Origin of the sequence: Corynebacterium imitans (assembly GCF_000739455.1) — a bacterium.
Lineage (GTDB): Bacteria > Actinomycetota > Actinomycetes > Mycobacteriales > Mycobacteriaceae > Corynebacterium > Corynebacterium imitans.
Window position 1 is genome coordinate 774,210 of record NZ_CP009211.1, and the last position, 16,366, is coordinate 790,575.

Consider the following 16,366-nt stretch of genomic DNA (forward strand, 5'->3'; position numbering starts at 1 on the left):
GAAATAGCGGGGGCCACCACACTTTTCCCAGAACACGGGGCTCGCCGCCGGTTCGTACTTGGACTTCATTTACGTTACCCTGCAAAAGTCATATGATTTTACCGCTAAAATTCAAGGAGTGATCAATGTCTCAGCGTGAGACTGGTCTGGATCCGCACGATCCAGACGCAGAGCCGCGGAGCGAAGATCCGCAGATTGGAAACGATTCCACAGCCCCCACGCCTTCGGCAGCTGGTGAGCTCGCCTCGCTGCTGGACGCTGATAGCTCGGGCGCGCGCGGCAACTACCTCGATCCGGAAGAACAGGTCGAGCGCAAGGCCGACGCGGCAGATGCTCCGGTGGACTGGGGCATCATTGCTCCCATCGCTGTGTTGGTCGTGGCCATGGTGGCCTGGGGCCTATTGGCCCCGGAGAACTTTTCCAATTTTGCTGACGTGGCCTTCGGCTGGGTCATTGACAACTTGGGCTGGGCCTTCGTGCTCGGCGGCACCATGTTTGTGCTCTTCGTCATCGTGATCGCCTGCTCCAAGTTCGGTGCCATCCGCCTGGGGACGGCCGATGAGCGGCCGGAGTTTAAGACAAGCTCTTGGATCGCCATGATGTTTGCCGCTGGTATGGGCATCGGTCTGATGTTCTACGGTGCCTCCGAGCCGCTGTCGATGTACCTTGACGGGGTTCCAGGTCACCAGCCACACGAGGTGGGTACCGGCATGGCGCAGACGATGTTCCACTGGACGCTCCACCCCTGGGCGGTCTACGCCATCATCGGCCTCGCAATCGCGTACTCCACGTTCCGGCTCGGCCGCAAGCAGCTGCTGTCGAGCGCGTTTATTCCGCTGATCGGCCAGAAGGCCGCAGACGGTGTACTGGGTAAGTTCATCGACGGTTTCGCTATCTTCGCCACCATCTTCGGCACGGCCTGCTCCCTGGGCCTTGGCGCACTGCAGATTAGTGCTGGCCTGGAAGCCTCCGGCTTTGTGGACAACCCCTCTGACACGCTGATCATCGGCATCGTCTCAGTACTGCTGCTCGCATTCCTTCTGTCGGCGATGTCTGGCGTGTCCAAGGGAATCCAGTGGCTGTCCAACTCCAACATGGTCGTGGCTGCGCTGCTGGCAATCTTCGTGTTCGTCTTCGGGCCGACCGTCGCTCAGCTCAACATGCTGCCGACGGCAGTGGGCACCTACCTGCAGAACTTCTTTGAGATGGCAGCCCGCACCGCCGAAAGCGCTGACGGCGAGGCAGGCGAGTTCCTGTCTGGCTGGACCATCTTCTACTGGGCCTGGTGGATCTCCTGGTCTCCGTTCGTGGGTACCTTCCTGGCGCGCATTTCCCGCGGCCGCACGATCCGCGAGTTCTGCCTCGGCGTCATGCTCGTCCCGGCTGGCCTGTCCACCGTGTGGTTCGCCATCTTCGGCGGCACCGCGATCAAGATGGAGCAGGAGGGCAACTCCATCTACGGCGAGGGCTCCTCGGAGGAGCAGCTGTTTAACCTGCTGCACAACCTGCCCGGTGGCGTCATCATGGGCGTGTTCGCTCTGATCCTGCTGGCCACCTTCTTCATCACCTCGGCGGACTCTGCCTCCACGGTGATGGCGTCGATGTCGCAGAACGGCAAGTCGGACGCGAAGCCGTGGCTCGCCGCGATGTGGGGCGTTGCCACCGCTGGTGTCGGCCTGACCCTGCTGATCTCGGGTGGCTCGGACGCGCTGAACTCGCTGCAGTCGGTGACCATTGTCGCCGCCACCCCGTTCTTGCTCATCCTGATCCTGCTGATGTTTGCGATCGTGAAGGATCTGTCCAACGACACGATCTACCTGGATCACAAGGAACAGGAGCGCTTCGCGCGCCAGCTGGCTATCGAGCGTCGTATGCACCGCGACCAGCGCGAGCTGGAGCAGAAGAAGGAGCAGGTCAAGCGAGTCCTTGGCGGTAAGCTGAACTAGCCTCTGCCCCCGAATACGAATCTCCCCAGCACCCTCGTGAAGAGGGGCTGGGGATTTTCTATGCCCGGATTCGCCGCCAGCTTGGGGTTGATTATGCTTAATTACCATGACTGCATCTGAGAACGTTCTTGTCTGCGTTGCCTGGCCTTACGCCAACGGTCCGCGCCACATTGGCCACGTCGCTGGCTTCGGTGTGCCCTCCGACGTGTTTGCCCGCTACCAGCGAATGTGCGGCAAGAACGTGCTCATGGTCTCCGGCACCGACGAGCACGGCACGCCGCTGCTGGTGCAGGCGGACAAGGAAGGCGTGAGCGTCAAGGAGCTCGCGGACCGCTACAACGCGCAGATCGTCGAGGACCTCGCCGGCCTGGGCCTGTCTTACGACCTCTTTACTCGCACCACCACCCGCAACCACTACGCGGTGGTCCAAGAGCTGTTCAAGGGGCTCTACGCCAACGGCTACATGCTCAAGGAGACCACGAAGGGCGCGATCTCCCCGTCGACGGGGCGTACCCTGCCGGACCGCTACATCGAGGGCACCTGCCCGATCTGTGGGGCCGACGGCGCGCGAGGCGACCAGTGCGACGACTGCGGCAACCAGCTTGACCCGGCAGACCTGATCAACCCGGTGTCCAAGATCAACGGCGAGACCCCGGAGTTTGTGGAGACCGAGCACTTCATGCTGGATCTGCCCGCGATGCACGACGCACTCGCGCAGTGGCTGGAAACCCGCAAGGAGTGGCGCCCCAACGTGTTGAAGTTCTCCCTGAACCTGCTGGAGGACATGCGTCCGCGCGCGATGACGCGCGACATCGACTGGGGTATTCCGATCCCGGTGGAGGATTGGCAGGACAACCCGTCGAAGAAGCTCTACGTCTGGTTCGACGCCGTCGTGGGCTATCTCTCTGCCTCCATCGAGTGGGCCGCGCACACCGGTGACCCGGATGCGTGGAAGACCTTCTGGCAGGACCCAGCCACCGAGGGCTACTACTTCATGGGCAAGGACAACATCACCTTCCACTCCCAGATCTGGCCGGCCGAGCTGCTCGGCTACGCGGGCAAGGGGACGAAGGGCGGCGAGACGCACGAGCTCGGTGAGCTGAACCTGCCCACCGAGGTGGTCTCCTCCGAGTTCCTCACGATGTCCGGTTCCAAGTTCTCCTCCTCTAAGGGCGTGGTCATCTACGTCAAGGACTTCCTCAAGGAGTTCGGCCCGGACCCGCTGCGCTACTTCATCGCGGTGGCCGGTCCTGAAAACAACGACACGGACTTCACCTGGGATGAGTTCGTCCGCCGCGTGAACAACGAGCTTGCGAACGGCTGGGGCAACCTGGTCAACCGCACCGTCTCGATGGCGCACAAGAACTTCGGTTCCGTGCCGACCCCAGGCGATCTCACTGATTCGGACCACCGCATCTTGGATCTGGCGGAGCAGACATTCGCCACCGCAGGCGAGGACCTGTCCAAGGCTCACTTCAAGGCTGCGATTACCAAGATCATGCACGTCGTCGGCGAGGCGAACGCGTACATCGCCGAGCAGGAGCCGTGGAAGCTGGCTAAGGATGACAGCCAGCGCGAGCGCCTGGCCACCGTGCTGTGGACCGCGCTGCAGGTGGTCTCCGACTGCAACGCGATGCTCACCCCGTTCCTCCCGCACATCGCGCAGCAGGTCCACGAGACCTTAGGGCGCACCGGCGTGTGGGCTGCCGCCCCGCGCATCGAGGAGGTCACGGACGACGCAGACTACGAGCTCGTCGGCACAGGCCTGCCGGAGAAGGGGCAGAAGTACCTGACCATTACCGGCGACTACACCGACCAGCAGGCTGTGTGGGGCCGCGTGGACATCGAGGCCGGCACCGAGCTTGCCAAGCCGAAGCCGCTGGTGGCCAAGCTCGACCCGGAGCTGGGCGAGACCGGCCCCGAGTGGGCACCTGTGCAGTAATCAATGCCTGAACAGCAATCGCTGGAATTTGGCGGACGCACACGCACGTGGGTCGAGGTCCCTGGCGAAGACACCGGCACGCTGATCCTGTTCCTGCACGGCTCTCGCCAATCCGGCAACGTCGCGCGCAATTTCACGGATCGCTCCTTCGAGTCGCTCGGCCACACCGTCCTCTACCCGGACGGAGTAGGTCGGCACTTCAACGACGCGCGCCGCGGTTTCCAGGAGTCGGCGCGCACACTCGACATCGATGACGTCGGCTTCCTCACCGAATTAGTTGCGCGGTACCCGCACGAGCGCGTCATCGGGTGTGGCTTCTCTAACGGCGGCCAGATGCTCATCCGCATGCTTCTCGACGCCCCGCGCACCCTGTCCGCCGCCGCACTCTTCGGTGCCTCCATGCCTACCGAGGACAACACCTTGCCGCCAAAGGGATCGTGGCACCCGACTCCGATTCTCTCCGTGCAGGGCACCGCCGACCCGCTCGTTCCGTACGAGGGCGGCATGGCCGGCATCGGTGGCAACAATCGTGGCATGACCCGCTCGGCGCACGACTCCGCCGAGTATTTCGCGAAACGTAATGGAGCACAGCTGCACAGCGAGACCCATCTGAGCGAGCACGTCACCCTAGACACCTGGGAGGGCGCCGCCCCGGTCCACCTGGTCACCATCGAGGGGTTTGGCCACATGGTGCCGTGCTCCAAGGAACTCGACCCGCGCTTGGGCCCGGGGACCCGCGAGGTGACGGGGGCGGGGCTCGTCGAGAAGCTCTTGCTCTAGCGCTTCAGGAACTGCTTGATGAAGGTGGTGAGCTTGCCCGGCTCCTCGTCCTCGAAGCGGGTGTCCACGATCACCAGGGGTGCAGCGTATTTCGGCTCGGCGTCGTCTACATTGCGGGCGACGACGAGGTCGGTGCCGTAGTCGTCGATAAGCAAGCGCCACGCAAAGCCGTGGTCGCGCACGAGCGCCGCACCGAGCGCGGTGCCGAAGATGCGGGCGGTCTCGCCGCGCGGGTAGCCGCGGCGCACGTCGGCGGGAAGCCCGAGGTAGTAGGCGAGGGTGTCCTCGAAGCTTTTTACTACCGCGTCGACGTCGCCGTTAATACCGCGGCCCGCGGCCTCGGCCAGGTCGCGGTCGAGCTGGGCGCGGGTCTGCGAGTCCAATTCTTTAAATGCCATAGGCTCTACTGTATGAGCAAAAAGAAGCCACGCCCCACACCAGTTCCTGCCGAGCGCATCGCCAAGCTTATCGACGCCCACACGCACCTCGCCTCCACCGGGGCCCGCACCCAAGCGGAAGTGGATGCGATCGTGAGCCGGGCACTCGATGCCGGCGTCGAGAGGATGTGCACCGTCGGCGATGGGCTGGAGGAAGCCGAGCTGGCACTGTCTGCTGCGCATATGAACGAGCGAGTTTTCGCCGCGTGCGCGATCCACCCGACCCGCGCACACGAGCTTGATGACGCCGCGCGAAAACGACTCACGCAGATGGCGGCAGATGAGCACTGTGTAGCGGTAGGGGAGACCGGCATTGATACCTACTGGCTGAAGCACGATGCAGAAAGAACCGCCCCACTTGAGGTGCAGGAGGAGGCGCTGCGCTTCCATATCGAGCTGGCGGTGGAAAGCGGCAAGACGCTGATGATCCACAACCGCGAGGGCGACGCGGAGCTGATGCGGATCCTGGCGGACGCGCCCGCCCCGCGCGAGGTGATCCTGCACTGCTTTTCGTCGCCAGTGGAGGTGGCGCGCGAGGCGATTGAGCGCGGCTACGTGTTGAGCTTCGCGGGCAATGTGACATTTAAGCGCAACGATGGGCTGCGCGAAGCCGCGAAGCTCGCCCCGGCCGGCCAGCTGCTCATTGAGACCGACGCGCCGTACATGACACCGGAGCCCTTCCGTGGCACAAGGAACGAACCAGCCCTGATCGGGCACACGGCGAAGGTCGTTGCAGAAGCGCGCGACATGCCGGTCGAGGCGCTCGCCGAGGAGGTCTCGGCGACCTTCGATCGCGTGTTTAATCTGTGACCAAAGTTGTGCCTGAGGTGCGGGAAGAGTCCTGTGGGCGCTCAAATGTGTGATGCGACACGCGCAATGGTCACAGTCTTGTAAACGCCGCGTTGTTACCGTATTGTTACCGCATTAGTACACGGTTGTATCTCGCAGAAAGAATCCTTTTTCGCTTATGTCCCGCAGCTCTTCCCGCACTCCCGCCGTCAAGCGCGTCGTCGCCAGCACCGTCGCCGGTGCGGCCATTGTTGGTAGCGCCACCGCCGCCGTCGCCGCCCAGAAAGACATCACCGTCGATGTCAACGGTGAAGCGAAAACCGTCTCCACCTTCTCCGGTGATGTGGACAAGGCGCTTCAAGCCGCGGGCGTTGAGGTCACGGACGCTGACCTGGTTTACCCGGCACCTGGCCAGAAGTTGGCCAACGGCGACACACTCACCGTGCGCACGGCCAAGCCGGTCGCTGTCGTCGTTGATGGCGTGGCGCAGGAGCTGACCTCTACCGCCGCCACCGTGGGCGACCTGCTGGACGAGGCCGGGATGGCAGCCAACGCCGCCACGGACATCGACCGCGACCAGCCTGTCACTGAAGGCCTCAACGTGGACGTGACGACCCCGAAGATCGTTTCCATCAACGACGGCGGCGCGGTGACTTACACCTCCGCAGCAGCGAAGACGGTGGGCGACCTGCTCACCGAGCGCGGGATCACCTTCGACTCCAATGATCGCCTCAACGTCCCGCTGGACGCGCAGGTGACCCCGAACATGCAGATCAACCTGGACCGCGTGGAGATCGTCAAGGACCGCGAGATCGTCGACGTGAAGGCCCCGGCCAAGTACATCGACGACCCGGAGATGGAAGAGGGCACCGAGGAGGTCCGCGAGGAGGGCGTGCTGGGCGAGAAGCAGGTCATCCGCCACACCGTGCTGGTCAACGGGCAGCCGGAGGACACTTTCGTCGCCTCCGCGCACGAGACGCGCGAGGCGAAGCCCGCTGTGATCGTCCGCGGTACGAAGAAGGCTGAAGGCAACACCGGTGCCGCGGCCCCGGCCGTGGCGAACGGCTCCGTGTGGGATTCGATCGCGCAGTGCGAGTCCGGCGGCGACTGGTCCATCAACACTGGCAACGGCTACCACGGCGGCCTGCAGTTCAACCCGGGCACCTGGGCTGCCTACGGCGGCACCGCCTACGCCCCGACCGCCGACCAGGCGACCCGCGAGCAGCAGATCGCCATCGCGGAGAAGACCCAGGCGGCGCAGGGCTGGGGCGCATGGCCTGCCTGCACTGCGAAGCTCGGCCTGCGCTAAGCGCTTATGGCTTCCTCCCAGCTGCTGGGCCCCGTCGAGATCCGCGCGCTCGCCGAGGAGCTCGATATCACGCCGACAAAGAAGCTCGGCCAGAACTTTGTGCACGACCCCAATACCGTCCGGCGGATCGTCGCCGCGGCCGAGCTCTCGCCCGAGGACACGGTGGTGGAGGTCGGCCCTGGTTTGGGCTCGCTGACCCTTGGGCTGCTCGAAGTAGCCTCCCAGGTCACCGCGCTGGAAATCGATCCGCGCTTGGCCCAGCGGCTGCCGCAAACTGTGCGCACGTACGCGCCCGAACATGTTTCCAAGCTCACCGTCACCAATATTGACGCGCTGACGGTGACGCCAGAAGACGTGGCGGTCGCGCCGACTGCGCTGGTAGCAAACCTGCCCTACAACGTCTCCGTGCCGGTGTTGCTCCACCTGCTCGAGCAGTTTCCCTCCATCCGCCGCGTGCTGGTTATGGTGCAAAAAGAGGTCGCCGACCGCCTGGCGGCCACACCCGGGTCAAAGATCTACGGCGTCCCGAGCGTCAAGGCCGCCTTCTACGGCGAGGTCTCGCGCGCGGGCACGATCGGCAAGCACGTCTTCTGGCCGGCCCCGAACATCGCCTCGGGCCTGGTGCGCATCGATGTCACCGCCGATGCCGCCCGCCGCGCCCAACGCGAGGCGGTCTTCCCGCTTATCGACGCCGCGTTTTCCCAGCGCCGCAAAACCTTAAGATCCACACTCGCCCAGGTCTACGGCACCCCACAGGCCGCCGAAGAAGCCTTGCGGGCAGTCGGCATCGACCCGGGCCTGCGCGGCGAAAAGCTCGCCGTTGACGATTTCCTCCGCCTGGGGGAACACGATGTCTGAGGTGCCTGAGCTGCCTGAGCCGCCCAAGAGCTTCCGTGCCTCCGCCCCCGGCAAGGTGAACCTGCACCTGGGAGTGGGCGAGGCCCGCGCGGACGGCTATCACGAGCTGGTGACCGTCTTCCAGGCCGTCGACCGGCGCGAGTATGTCACCCTGCACGTCGAAGACGGCCCGGCGGTGACCACCGGCAGCGTGGTGCGCGAGATGCACACCGAGTTCCTCGTCCAGCGCCCGGCCGAGGACATCGACACCCCGGCGAACCTCGCCTGGCGCGCGGTGGACGCGGTCGTCGATGAGTGCAGGCAGGTTGCACAAGCACTGCCTCCGGTGCGGATCGAGGTGGAAAAGCACGTCTTCGTCGCCGGCGGCATGGCGGGCGGTTCCGGTGATGCCGCGGCCGCCCTCGTTGCGGCGGCGCGCTACGTGGCCGCCTACGCGGGCGTGGAGCTGGACCGCGCACAACTCCACCGCCTCGGGGCCCAGCTCGGGGCCGACGTGCCTTTCTGCCTCCGTGGGGGCACCGCTCTCGGCACTGGCCGCGGCGACGAGCTGGTGGACATGCTCACCCGCGGCACCACGCACTGGGTATTTATCAACCCCAAGGTCGGTATTTCCACTGGAAAAGCCTTCGGGCTGTTGGACGACATGCGCCACAACGATCCGGCGCTCGTCCCGCACTTGAGCACCAACTCGCTGAGCCAGCAGCTCACCCGCGGAGACCAGGATGCCCTAGCCAAGAGTCTCCACAACGACCTGCAGGCAGCGGCGCTGCGGATGCAACCTCGTCTGCAGCAGGTGATAGGTGCAGCGGAAGAAACTCCTGGCGTGCTCCGCGCCATCATTTCGGGCTCGGGCCCAACAATCGCCGCGCTGTGTGCGGATGCAGACGCTGCCAATTCAGCAAGGGCCAGCTTGCGGGAGCGTTTCCCCGACTACGAGGTGGTGACCGCCGCCGGACCGTCGCCGGGCGCACAGTAGACTTGAGCCCCTATGGTGAACCTGATCAATCTGGAAAATGTGTCCAAAACCTGGGGCTTAAAAACGCTGCTGGACGGCGTCTCGCTCGGCGTCCAGTCGCACGACCGCATCGGCATCGTTGGCATCAACGGCGGTGGCAAAACCACGCTGCTCGAGGTGCTCACCGGCCTGGAGGAACCGGACGCGGGCCGTGTCTCCCACAATTCGGACCTGCGCATGGCGGTGGTCACCCAGCGCTTTGATCTGGATGAGACGCTGACGGTGGGCCAGGCGGTGGTGGAGCCGCTAGGGCTGCAGACGTACGAGTGGGCATCGAATGCCAAGGTGCGCGAGGTGCTGCAGGGCACCGGCGTTGCAGACCTCGGCCTGGACACCCAGGTGGGCAACCTCTCCGGTGGCGAGCGGCGCCGGGTCAATATCGCTGCGGCGCTGGTGCAAGATCTGGACCTGGTGGTGCTGGACGAGCCGACGAACCACCTGGACGTCGAGGGCGTCCAGTGGCTTGCCGAGCACCTGCTGGCGCGCAAGGTAGCAGTGGTGGTGGTCACCCACGACCGCTGGTTCTTGGACACAGTCGCCACGCTGACCTGGGAGGTTCACGACGGTACGGTGGACGTCTACGAGGGCGGCTACAACGACTGGACCTTCGCACGCGCCGAGCGTGCCCGCCAGGCGGATGCGATCGAGCAGCGCCGCCAGAACTTGGCGCGCAAGGAGCTCGCGTGGCTGCGTCGTGGCGCACCAGCCCGTACCTCCAAGCCGCGCTACCGCATCGAGGCCGCCGAGGCGCTGATCGCGGACGTGCCTGCCCCGCGCGACAAGGTCGAGCTCATGGCCTTTTCCAAGCAGCGCCAGGGCAAGGTCGTCGTGGAGCTGGAGGACGCCCGCATCGACGCGCCCGACGGCCGCACCCTGGTTGACCACCTCACCTGGCGACTGGCTCCAGGCGAGCGCATCGGTCTGGTGGGTGTGAACGGCTCCGGCAAGACCACGCTGCTGCGCGCGCTGGCCGGGGAGTACCCCTTGGCAGCAGGCAAGCGGATCGAGGGGCAGACCACGCGCATTGGCTGGTTGCGCCAGGAGCTCGACGACTTGGACCCCTCCCGCCGCGTGCTCGACGCGGTCGAGGACGTGGCCAACTACGTCCACATCGGCAACAAAGAAATCTCCGCCTCGCAGCTGGCCGAGCGCCTGGGCTTCAGCCCCAAGCGTCAGCGCACGCCCGTGAAGGATCTCTCCGGCGGGGAGCGTCGTCGCCTGCAGCTGACTCGCGTGCTGATGAGCGAGCCGAACGTGCTGCTTCTCGACGAGCCGACGAACGACCTCGACATTGACACCCTCCAGGAGCTGGAGAACCTGCTGGACACGTGGCCGGGCACCCTCGTGGTGATCTCGCACGATCGCTACCTCATCGAGCGCATCGCCGATACCACCTACGCCCTGTTCGGCGATGGGCAGCTGACTAACCTGCCGGGCGGCATCACCCAGTACCTTGAGCGTCGCGCCGCGACTGCCGAAGATACGGGCCCACTCGACTTGGGGGAAAAACCTGCCCAGCAAGCACCCACCGGCCTGAGCTCCCAGGAGGAGCGGGAGCTGCGCAAGAAGATGAAGGCGTTGGAGCGCAAGATCGGCAAGGCAGACGAGGAAATCGAGGCGGCGGAAGCTGAAATTGCCACCATGTCTTCCGCAGATTCACCAGACTTCGCTGCCATTGGAGAAAAGACGCAGGCGCTTGGCGCGCTGAAAGAGGAGCGCGACGAGCTGGAGATGCAGTGGCTGGAGCTCGGCGAGGAGCTCGAAGGCTAGTTAGATGGGCTCGCCATCGTTGATCTTGGCGATGAGCTCGTTGACGATCCGGCCCTGCTCTTCCAGGGAGGCCTGAAGGTAGTCGGAGGCCTCCTGGCGGCGATCGTCCAAGAGGAGCTCGACGAGGTGTTCATTCACGGAGATGAACTGGCGATTAAACGTCGGTGTGCGCTGCACGATCGGCAGGGTGGCGAGGCGGAGGAAGGCGTCGAGCTGGTCCATCGTGTCGCCGAGGGTCTTCGAGCCCATCGCGGAGAGTACGACGTGGTGGAAGGCCTGGTTGATCGCGGCGACGAGGTCGTCGTCGTCCTGGGCGATCGCCTCGCGGGCCTCTTCGTTGAGCTCGACCAGGCGATCCACGTCGAGGTGCTCACCCCAAAGCAGCGCCGCCGGTTCGATCGCGGCCCGAGCCCGGTACGTATCGGTGACGAATTCGGGGGAGGGGGTGGCGAGGAAGACACCGCGGTTGGGGATGCGCTCACACAGACCCTCGGAGGTGAGCATCGCGAATGCCTCGCGCAGGGTATTGCGAGAAACGCCAAAGCGCTCGGCCAGAGCTACTTCATTGAGCTTCTGGCCGGGCGAAAACTCGCCGCGCGAGATGGCGCGGCGGATTTCAGCAGCGACGTTTTGAGCAAGCATGGCATCCGTGTGTAGTGGGGAAACAAGGACAATATTGAGTTAGTGCTCTGGTGAACAAAAGGACGAGCAAAACTGTAAAGCACCATTCTAACGGCACTCGCGCCGCAGTCTTCACTTGCGCCCTGTCCGCCTCCCCAGCCTATCCCAGAATTGTTCAACAATTGGAATTGTGCCAACGTTTCCCGTGCTTCTCCTGCCGCTTTTGGGGAAAGTGTGACAGAATATAATTTATGAGAATGAACGGACATAATTTTCGCAAGGGTCGCGGGGTGCTTGCCGCGGCCACCGCACTGATGCTCGCGGGCACCGGCGTCGCGAGCGCGCAAGAGGGCTCCAGCGAACCAGCGCCGCTGGTCTCGCTCCAACTCGACACCTTGTCGTCCTCCAACACCTTTAAGGTGCCAACGGTGCCGCCGATCGAGGTGCCGAAGGAGGTGCGCGACGCGGCCGGGCGCGCTGGTATCGAGGTGCCAGAGCGCATCGTTGTCGATCCACGCACCAAGGACCAAGAGGCTTCGCGCGCCAAGGTTGATGCGCAGCTGGTGGCGGACTCCGAGGCGCAGCTGGCTCGGGAGGGGCACCACAAGGACGCGCGGGCCGAGAAGATTGCCGCCGAGTGGGCACAGCAGGCTGTCGACGGCAAGGCGAAGTTCAACGGTGACGTCGGCCGCGGCGTCACCCACACGGAAGAGGGGACCGGCCAGATCTACCGTTTGGACGATGCGGCCGCGCAGCAGCGCCTCGACTTCCTCAACCGCAAAAACTTGAGCACGACTCCGCACCCGAACCCGACCGGCTTCGGCGTAGCCATCGCACGCAGCGCGGACGGTAACACTGCATACCTGGTGGAGTACTTCCTGCGCTAGGGTGGGGCACATGATTCTCATTAACGTCCGTTTTGCACCCCTGCCCGAGTACGTCGAGAACTTCCGCGAGGTGGTCGCCGAGTTCACCGAGGCGAGCCGGGCGGAAGATGGCTGCCTCTTCTTCGACTGGTACCGCTCCACCGATAACCCGGACGAGTACCTGCTCATCGAGGCGTTCAAGGACGATGCTGCGGAGGCGCACGTGAACTCCCAGCACTTCAAGGACGCCCAGGAGCTCTTCCCCAAGGTGCTGAAAGAAACCCCGACGATCATCAACACGCTCATCGAGGGCAAGACCGAGTGGGACACGATGGCGGAGTTTCAGGTGCCCACCCAGGATTAACCTGTGTACACGCTTTGCTTACACGCATAAAGCCTGAGTACGGTGTAGTGTATGAGCGAAGAATTTACGGGGAAGAAGCCGCCGAAGCTTTCTAAGAAGGCCTACGAGAAGGAGCTTCTGCGGCTCCAGGCAGAGCTCGTCCAGATGCAGCAGTGGGTGGTGCGCACTGGCGCGCGCCTGGTGATCGTGATGGAGGGGCGCGACGCTGCCGGGAAGGGCTCCGCGATTAAGCGGATCACTCAGTACCTCAACCCGCGTACCTGCCGCATTGAGGCGCTGCCGAAGCCCACGGAGCGCGAGTCCGGTCAGTGGTACTTCCAGCGCTACGTTGAGCGCCTGCCCGCGGCCGGCGAGATCGTCATCTTCGACCGCTCCTGGTACAACCGCGCGGGCGTGGAGCGCGTGATGGGCTTCTGTACCTCGCAGGAGTACCGCCGTTTCCTCCACCAGGCGCCGATCTTCGAGCGCCTGCTCGTCGAGGATGGCATCATGCTGCGCAAGTACTGGTTCTCCGTCTCGGACGAGGAGCAGTACAAGCGCTTCCAGTCCCGCAAGGAAGACCCGCTGCGCCAGTGGAAGCTCTCGCCGATGGATCTGGAGTCCATCACCCGCTGGGAGGACTACTCGCGCGCGAAGGATGAGATGTTTGTCCACACGGACATCCCGTCGGCTCCCTGGTACACGGTCGAGAGCGAGGACAAGAAGCGCTCCCGCATCAACGTGATTTCCCACCTGCTGTCCACCGTGCCTTATGAGCACGTGGAGGTGGAGCTGCCGGAGATCCCGGAGCGCCCGGAGATCACGGATTACTCCCGCCCGCCGCGCGAGGAGTTCCGCTACGTTCCCGATGCCGCAGCTCAGCTGGAGGAGCGCCGCGTCGGGAAGAAAGCGAAGAAAAAGAAGAACAAGTAAGCTACGTGCGTGGGCGCCCGCGCGGGGTGGAGACCGTGGGCGCGTTGGGGATCCAAAATCTTAGCGGCGCGTCCGCGTTCTTACTGATACCGATGCGCGGACCCGCCACCCATTCGGGTTCAGCATCTCGCATCGTCAGCTCAACCGGCGTGCCGTTATCATCCAGGCCCAGCCCCAGGGCTTGCCCCAGGTTGCCGGGTCCGCGCGCCAAGTTTTCAAAGGGGATGGGCTTCCTCTCTGGGCGCTGCCGACGTTTTCGCGCGAGCGCCTCGCCCTCGATAATCTCGCCGCCGCGCATGAGGCAACCCTGCCCTTGGCCTTCCGGCGCGCACACTATGTTGCCGTTGAGGTGGATCCCGTAGGACAGGTAGACATACAGCGTGCCCCCAGGCCCAAACATCGCGGCGTTCCGCGCGGTTTTCCCCCGGTGCGTGTGCGCCGCCGGGTCGTTGTCGCCGGTGTAGGCCTCGACCTCGGTCAGCCGCACGGTTACCCCGCTATGCGTGATCAGGCAGCCCAAAAGCTGCGGCGCGACGATGTCAGCAGGCTGCGAGAAGTCAATCATTTGCCCGCCCACTGCGCTAGCTTTGCGACGGCCGCGTGCTCCCCATTCGTACCAATTACCTCATCCGCCACCTCTTTCAGGTCCGGGTGCGCGTTGCCCATCGCGACGGCATACCCTGCTGCCTCCAGCATGGAGTAGTCGTTGAGGTAGTCGCCGATCGCGGCGGTGTCTTCATGCGCGATCCCAAGCGTGTCGGCGAGCGCGAGCAGCGCCGCACCCTTCGACGCGGCGGGCGGCATGATGTCGAGCCAGTGCGTCGAGCTGACCAGCGCGTGCAGCTCGGGGGCAAGTTTTTCTACCCACGGCAGGCCGAGCGTCTCTGCGTCTCCGTCGACGAAGAGGGCGATTTTGACGATCGCGTTCAGCGGGGCGTCGAGAAGCGAGCGCACCTGAGTATTGGCCAGGTAGTACTTGTCCACCTCGCGCTGCACCTCGGGCGGGGTGCTTGCGCGCGTGTACGAGGTCTCGGGCGCGCACAGCACCGGGTGGGCAGAAAAGGGCGTGCGCTCGAGCGCTTCGACGATGCGGCGGGCGGTGGCCTCGGGGATCGTGGCGGTGGCGAGGACCTGGCCCTCGTGTTGTACGACTGCCCCGTTTTCCGCGATGAAGGTATCCGGTGCGTTGCGTGCGAACATGTCGCGCAGCGTGGCCAGCTGGCGGCCCGAGGCGGGCGCGACGGTGATGCCGGCCGCCTGAGCTGCTTCCAGCGTGGGCCAGAAGGAATCTGGGATCGCCCCCTCGGGGTTTAGTAGGGTGCCATCCATATCCAGGGCTACAAGACGTGGAGTACTCATTGGGCCAAGCCTACCCGTGAAAAATACTCGACCCCACCGATGTGATGTGCAACACTGGGGGACATGACTGCATTCTTGAACACATCTGTCCGCGGCACCACCGGTGTCATTACGCTCGACCGGCCAAAGGCCCTGAACTCGCTGAATGACGAGATGATTCACGGCATCTACACCACGCTCAAAGCCTGGGAACACGACGATGCGGTGACTCAGGTGGTAGTGCATTCGAGCGGGAAGCACTTTTGTTCCGGGGGCGACGTAAAGCTTGCGCGCGAAGGTGTACTTGCGGGTAAGGGGGAGGAGGTCAGCGCCTTCTTCGCCGAGGAGTACGAGATGAACAACTACATCGCGAACTACCCGAAGCCCTATATCGCGCTCGTTTCTGGAGTGAATATGGGCGGCGGGATGGGGATCTCGGCGTTGGGATCGCACATGTTTGTGCAGGAAGATGCGTTCGCCTCCATGCCGGAGATGAACATCGGCTACGTCACCGACGTGGGTCAGTCCTGGAAACTGCAGAATCTGCCCGGGAAGCCTTCCTTGGCGCTCGGCAAGTTCCTAGGTCTGACCGGCTACCGTCTGAATGCTGACGAGATGCTCGCGCTGGGGCTCGCCTCGCACAAGGTGGCAACGCTCGAGGGCCTGCTCGACCGGATCGTTGAGGAGGGCATTGGCGTGCTCGACGAGGTTGCGCTGCCCGCCGGGGAAAACAGCCTGGAGCAGTGGTACGAGCAGATCGAAGAAGTCTTTATCGGCTCGTGGGCCGACATTCAAGCGCGACTCGACGAGGCGGGGGAGTTTGGTGAGAAGGTGAAAGAGCTCACCGCCCAGGCTTCTCCCTCGGCGCTGGTGGCTGCAACCGAGCTCTTTGAGGCAAACGCTGCCCTCGACCTCGCCGGTTCGCTGGATAACGAGCGTGTGCTCGGCGAGCTCATGCGCCACGAGCCCGACTTCGCCGAGGGGGTGCGCGCCGTGCTGGTGGACAAGGACCAGAAGCCGAAGTTCGCGCCGCAACCTGACCCGGAGAAGTACCGTGCGGTGCTCCGCTAGAACAGGAACATCTCGACTGCGCGCACGATGGAGTCCCACAAGCCAATCACCGAGTAGCTGAGCTGATCGAGCGAAGCCTGCCAGGAGGTAGGGAGAAAAGCTGTGTTCGGGGTAAATAGGGCGTCGCGCAGATCCTGCGCCCCGGAGTGCATGTTGGCGTTCAATTGCGAGCTTAAATCCATGCCCGCCATGCTACGCCGACGTAACGGGGCCGGGGCGGGGGCGCGCGGGTGTAATTTCGGGTGCACGCGCGGCCTGAATGTTTGGGAAACGCGCTAAGCTAGGGTGCATATGGGCCCTCGGAATGCCCCCGAAAGGCACATTGCTTGTACACCCACGACCGTATTT

Annotated in this window: 17 protein-coding genes; 12 read left to right on the forward strand and 5 right to left on the reverse strand. The window is 64.2% G+C overall.

Annotation, left to right across the window (positions count from 1 at the left end; genetic code table 11):
- Nucleotides 1-125: 125 nt before the first annotated feature.
- The 3 genes from CIMIT_RS03555 to CIMIT_RS03565 all read left to right on the forward strand — a co-directional run bounded on the left by CIMIT_RS03555 (nt 126) and on the right by CIMIT_RS03565 (nt 4,668).
- Nucleotides 126-1,946, forward strand: coding sequence for a BCCT family transporter (locus tag CIMIT_RS03555; protein WP_084674255.1), 1,821 nt, complete (start codon nt 126-128; stop codon nt 1,944-1,946).
- 106 nt (nt 1,947-2,052) lie between these two features.
- Nucleotides 2,053-3,888, forward strand: coding sequence for a methionine--tRNA ligase (gene metG / locus CIMIT_RS03560; protein WP_038589266.1), 1,836 nt, complete (start codon nt 2,053-2,055; stop codon nt 3,886-3,888).
- A gap of 3 nt (nt 3,889-3,891) precedes the next feature.
- On the forward strand, nt 3,892-4,668 hold the full coding sequence (locus CIMIT_RS03565; RefSeq protein ID WP_038589269.1) for a CE1 family esterase: 777 nt from the start codon (nt 3,892-3,894) through the stop codon (nt 4,666-4,668).
- Here the strand turns inward: CIMIT_RS03565 and CIMIT_RS03570 are convergent.
- A complete protein-coding gene (locus tag CIMIT_RS03570) occupies nt 4,665-5,066 on the reverse strand; it encodes a DUF3806 domain-containing protein (RefSeq protein ID WP_038589272.1) in 402 nt (133 codons plus the stop codon). The two genes, CIMIT_RS03565 and CIMIT_RS03570, sit on opposite strands and share 4 nt — an antisense overlap.
- 12 nt (nt 5,067-5,078) lie before the next feature.
- On the opposite strand from CIMIT_RS03570, the gene CIMIT_RS03575 reads away from it, so the two are divergent.
- The 5 genes from CIMIT_RS03575 to CIMIT_RS03595 all read left to right on the forward strand — a co-directional run bounded on the left by CIMIT_RS03575 (nt 5,079) and on the right by CIMIT_RS03595 (nt 10,846).
- Entirely contained in the window at nt 5,079-5,915 is an 837-nt protein-coding gene (locus CIMIT_RS03575; RefSeq protein ID WP_038589275.1) for a TatD family hydrolase, read from the forward strand.
- A gap of 157 nt (nt 5,916-6,072) precedes the next feature.
- Nucleotides 6,073-7,203: a resuscitation-promoting factor gene (locus CIMIT_RS03580; protein ID WP_038589278.1), complete on the forward strand. Its 1,131-nt coding sequence runs from the start codon at nt 6,073-6,075 to the stop codon at nt 7,201-7,203.
- A gap of 6 nt (nt 7,204-7,209) precedes the next feature.
- Complete coding sequence (gene rsmA / locus CIMIT_RS03585) at nt 7,210-8,061, forward strand: 16S rRNA (adenine(1518)-N(6)/adenine(1519)-N(6))-dimethyltransferase RsmA (protein ID WP_038589281.1); 852 nt, start codon at nt 7,210-7,212, stop codon at nt 8,059-8,061.
- Nucleotides 8,054-9,037: a 4-(cytidine 5'-diphospho)-2-C-methyl-D-erythritol kinase gene (locus CIMIT_RS03590; protein WP_051904769.1), complete on the forward strand. Its 984-nt coding sequence runs from the start codon at nt 8,054-8,056 to the stop codon at nt 9,035-9,037. The genes rsmA and CIMIT_RS03590 overlap by 8 nt, the downstream gene beginning before the upstream one ends.
- Before the next feature lie 12 nt (nt 9,038-9,049).
- Nucleotides 9,050-10,846 carry an ABC-F family ATP-binding cassette domain-containing protein gene (locus CIMIT_RS03595; protein ID WP_038589284.1) on the forward strand — a complete coding sequence of 599 codons (1,797 nt, stop codon included), beginning with the start codon at nt 9,050-9,052 and terminating at the stop codon, nt 10,844-10,846.
- Here the strand turns inward: CIMIT_RS03595 and CIMIT_RS03600 are convergent, their stop codons facing one another.
- Nucleotides 10,847-11,488: a GntR family transcriptional regulator gene (locus tag CIMIT_RS03600; RefSeq protein WP_051904770.1), complete on the reverse strand. Its 642-nt coding sequence runs from the start codon at nt 11,486-11,488 to the stop codon at nt 10,847-10,849.
- A gap of 236 nt (nt 11,489-11,724) precedes the next feature.
- On the opposite strand from CIMIT_RS03600, the gene CIMIT_RS12070 reads away from it, so the two are divergent.
- From CIMIT_RS12070 to ppk2, 3 genes are read left to right on the forward strand one after another with little or no spacing between them, the layout of a single operon-like run.
- Nucleotides 11,725-12,354, forward strand: a complete 630-nt coding sequence (locus tag CIMIT_RS12070; protein ID WP_144311803.1) for a hypothetical protein — start codon at nt 11,725-11,727, stop codon at nt 12,352-12,354.
- 10 nt (nt 12,355-12,364) lie between these two features.
- Nucleotides 12,365-12,697, forward strand: a complete 333-nt coding sequence (locus CIMIT_RS03610) for a putative quinol monooxygenase (protein ID WP_038589287.1) — start codon at nt 12,365-12,367, stop codon at nt 12,695-12,697.
- A gap of 51 nt (nt 12,698-12,748) precedes the next feature.
- Nucleotides 12,749-13,609: a polyphosphate kinase 2 gene (ppk2, locus tag CIMIT_RS03615; RefSeq protein WP_038589290.1), complete on the forward strand. Its 861-nt coding sequence runs from the start codon at nt 12,749-12,751 to the stop codon at nt 13,607-13,609.
- 1 nt (nt 13,610) lies between these two features.
- Here the strand turns inward: ppk2 and CIMIT_RS03620 are convergent, their stop codons facing one another.
- Entirely contained in the window at nt 13,611-14,174 is a 564-nt protein-coding gene (locus tag CIMIT_RS03620) for a DNA-3-methyladenine glycosylase (RefSeq protein WP_038593934.1), read from the reverse strand.
- Entirely contained in the window at nt 14,171-14,968 is a 798-nt protein-coding gene (locus CIMIT_RS03625; RefSeq protein ID WP_038589293.1) for an HAD family hydrolase, read from the reverse strand. The genes CIMIT_RS03620 and CIMIT_RS03625 overlap by 4 nt, the downstream gene beginning before the upstream one ends.
- A gap of 63 nt (nt 14,969-15,031) precedes the next feature.
- On the opposite strand from CIMIT_RS03625, the gene CIMIT_RS03630 reads away from it, so the two are divergent.
- The gene (locus tag CIMIT_RS03630) at nt 15,032-16,018 is read left to right on the forward strand and encodes a 3-hydroxyisobutyryl-CoA hydrolase (protein WP_038589296.1); all 987 of its coding nucleotides are present in this window, start codon (nt 15,032-15,034) and stop codon (nt 16,016-16,018) included.
- Here the strand turns inward: CIMIT_RS03630 and CIMIT_RS12555 are convergent.
- Nucleotides 16,015-16,200, reverse strand: coding sequence for a hypothetical protein (locus CIMIT_RS12555; RefSeq protein ID WP_141757909.1), 186 nt, complete (start codon nt 16,198-16,200; stop codon nt 16,015-16,017). The two genes, CIMIT_RS03630 and CIMIT_RS12555, sit on opposite strands and share 4 nt — an antisense overlap.
- Nucleotides 16,201-16,366: the final 166 nt, after the last annotated feature.

What these genes read in the sequence shown, in the direction of transcription:
- CIMIT_RS03555 (WP_084674255.1), top strand. Translation starts at nt 126, where the DNA reads ATGTCTCAGCGTGAGACTGGTCTGGATCCGCACGATCCAGACGCAGAG.
- metG (WP_038589266.1), top strand. Translation starts at nt 2,053, where the DNA reads ATGACTGCATCTGAGAACGTTCTTGTCTGCGTTGCCTGGCCTTACGCC.
- CIMIT_RS03565 (WP_038589269.1), top strand. Translation starts at nt 3,892, where the DNA reads ATGCCTGAACAGCAATCGCTGGAATTTGGCGGACGCACACGCACGTGG.
- CIMIT_RS03570 (WP_038589272.1), bottom strand. Translation starts at nt 5,066, where the DNA reads ATGGCATTTAAAGAATTGGACTCGCAGACCCGCGCCCAGCTCGACCGC.
- CIMIT_RS03575 (WP_038589275.1), top strand. Translation starts at nt 5,079, where the DNA reads ATGAGCAAAAAGAAGCCACGCCCCACACCAGTTCCTGCCGAGCGCATC.
- CIMIT_RS03580 (WP_038589278.1), top strand. Translation starts at nt 6,073, where the DNA reads ATGTCCCGCAGCTCTTCCCGCACTCCCGCCGTCAAGCGCGTCGTCGCC.
- rsmA (WP_038589281.1), top strand. Translation starts at nt 7,210, where the DNA reads ATGGCTTCCTCCCAGCTGCTGGGCCCCGTCGAGATCCGCGCGCTCGCC.
- CIMIT_RS03590 (WP_051904769.1), top strand. Translation starts at nt 8,054, where the DNA reads ATGTCTGAGGTGCCTGAGCTGCCTGAGCCGCCCAAGAGCTTCCGTGCC.
- CIMIT_RS03595 (WP_038589284.1), top strand. Translation starts at nt 9,050, where the DNA reads ATGGTGAACCTGATCAATCTGGAAAATGTGTCCAAAACCTGGGGCTTA.
- CIMIT_RS03600 (WP_051904770.1), bottom strand. Translation starts at nt 11,488, where the DNA reads ATGCTTGCTCAAAACGTCGCTGCTGAAATCCGCCGCGCCATCTCGCGC.
- CIMIT_RS12070 (WP_144311803.1), top strand. Translation starts at nt 11,725, where the DNA reads ATGAACGGACATAATTTTCGCAAGGGTCGCGGGGTGCTTGCCGCGGCC.
- CIMIT_RS03610 (WP_038589287.1), top strand. Translation starts at nt 12,365, where the DNA reads ATGATTCTCATTAACGTCCGTTTTGCACCCCTGCCCGAGTACGTCGAG.
- ppk2 (WP_038589290.1), top strand. Translation starts at nt 12,749, where the DNA reads ATGAGCGAAGAATTTACGGGGAAGAAGCCGCCGAAGCTTTCTAAGAAG.
- CIMIT_RS03620 (WP_038593934.1), bottom strand. Translation starts at nt 14,174, where the DNA reads ATGATTGACTTCTCGCAGCCTGCTGACATCGTCGCGCCGCAGCTTTTG.
- CIMIT_RS03625 (WP_038589293.1), bottom strand. Translation starts at nt 14,968, where the DNA reads ATGAGTACTCCACGTCTTGTAGCCCTGGATATGGATGGCACCCTACTA.
- CIMIT_RS03630 (WP_038589296.1), top strand. Translation starts at nt 15,032, where the DNA reads ATGACTGCATTCTTGAACACATCTGTCCGCGGCACCACCGGTGTCATT.
- CIMIT_RS12555 (WP_141757909.1), bottom strand. Translation starts at nt 16,200, where the DNA reads ATGGATTTAAGCTCGCAATTGAACGCCAACATGCACTCCGGGGCGCAG.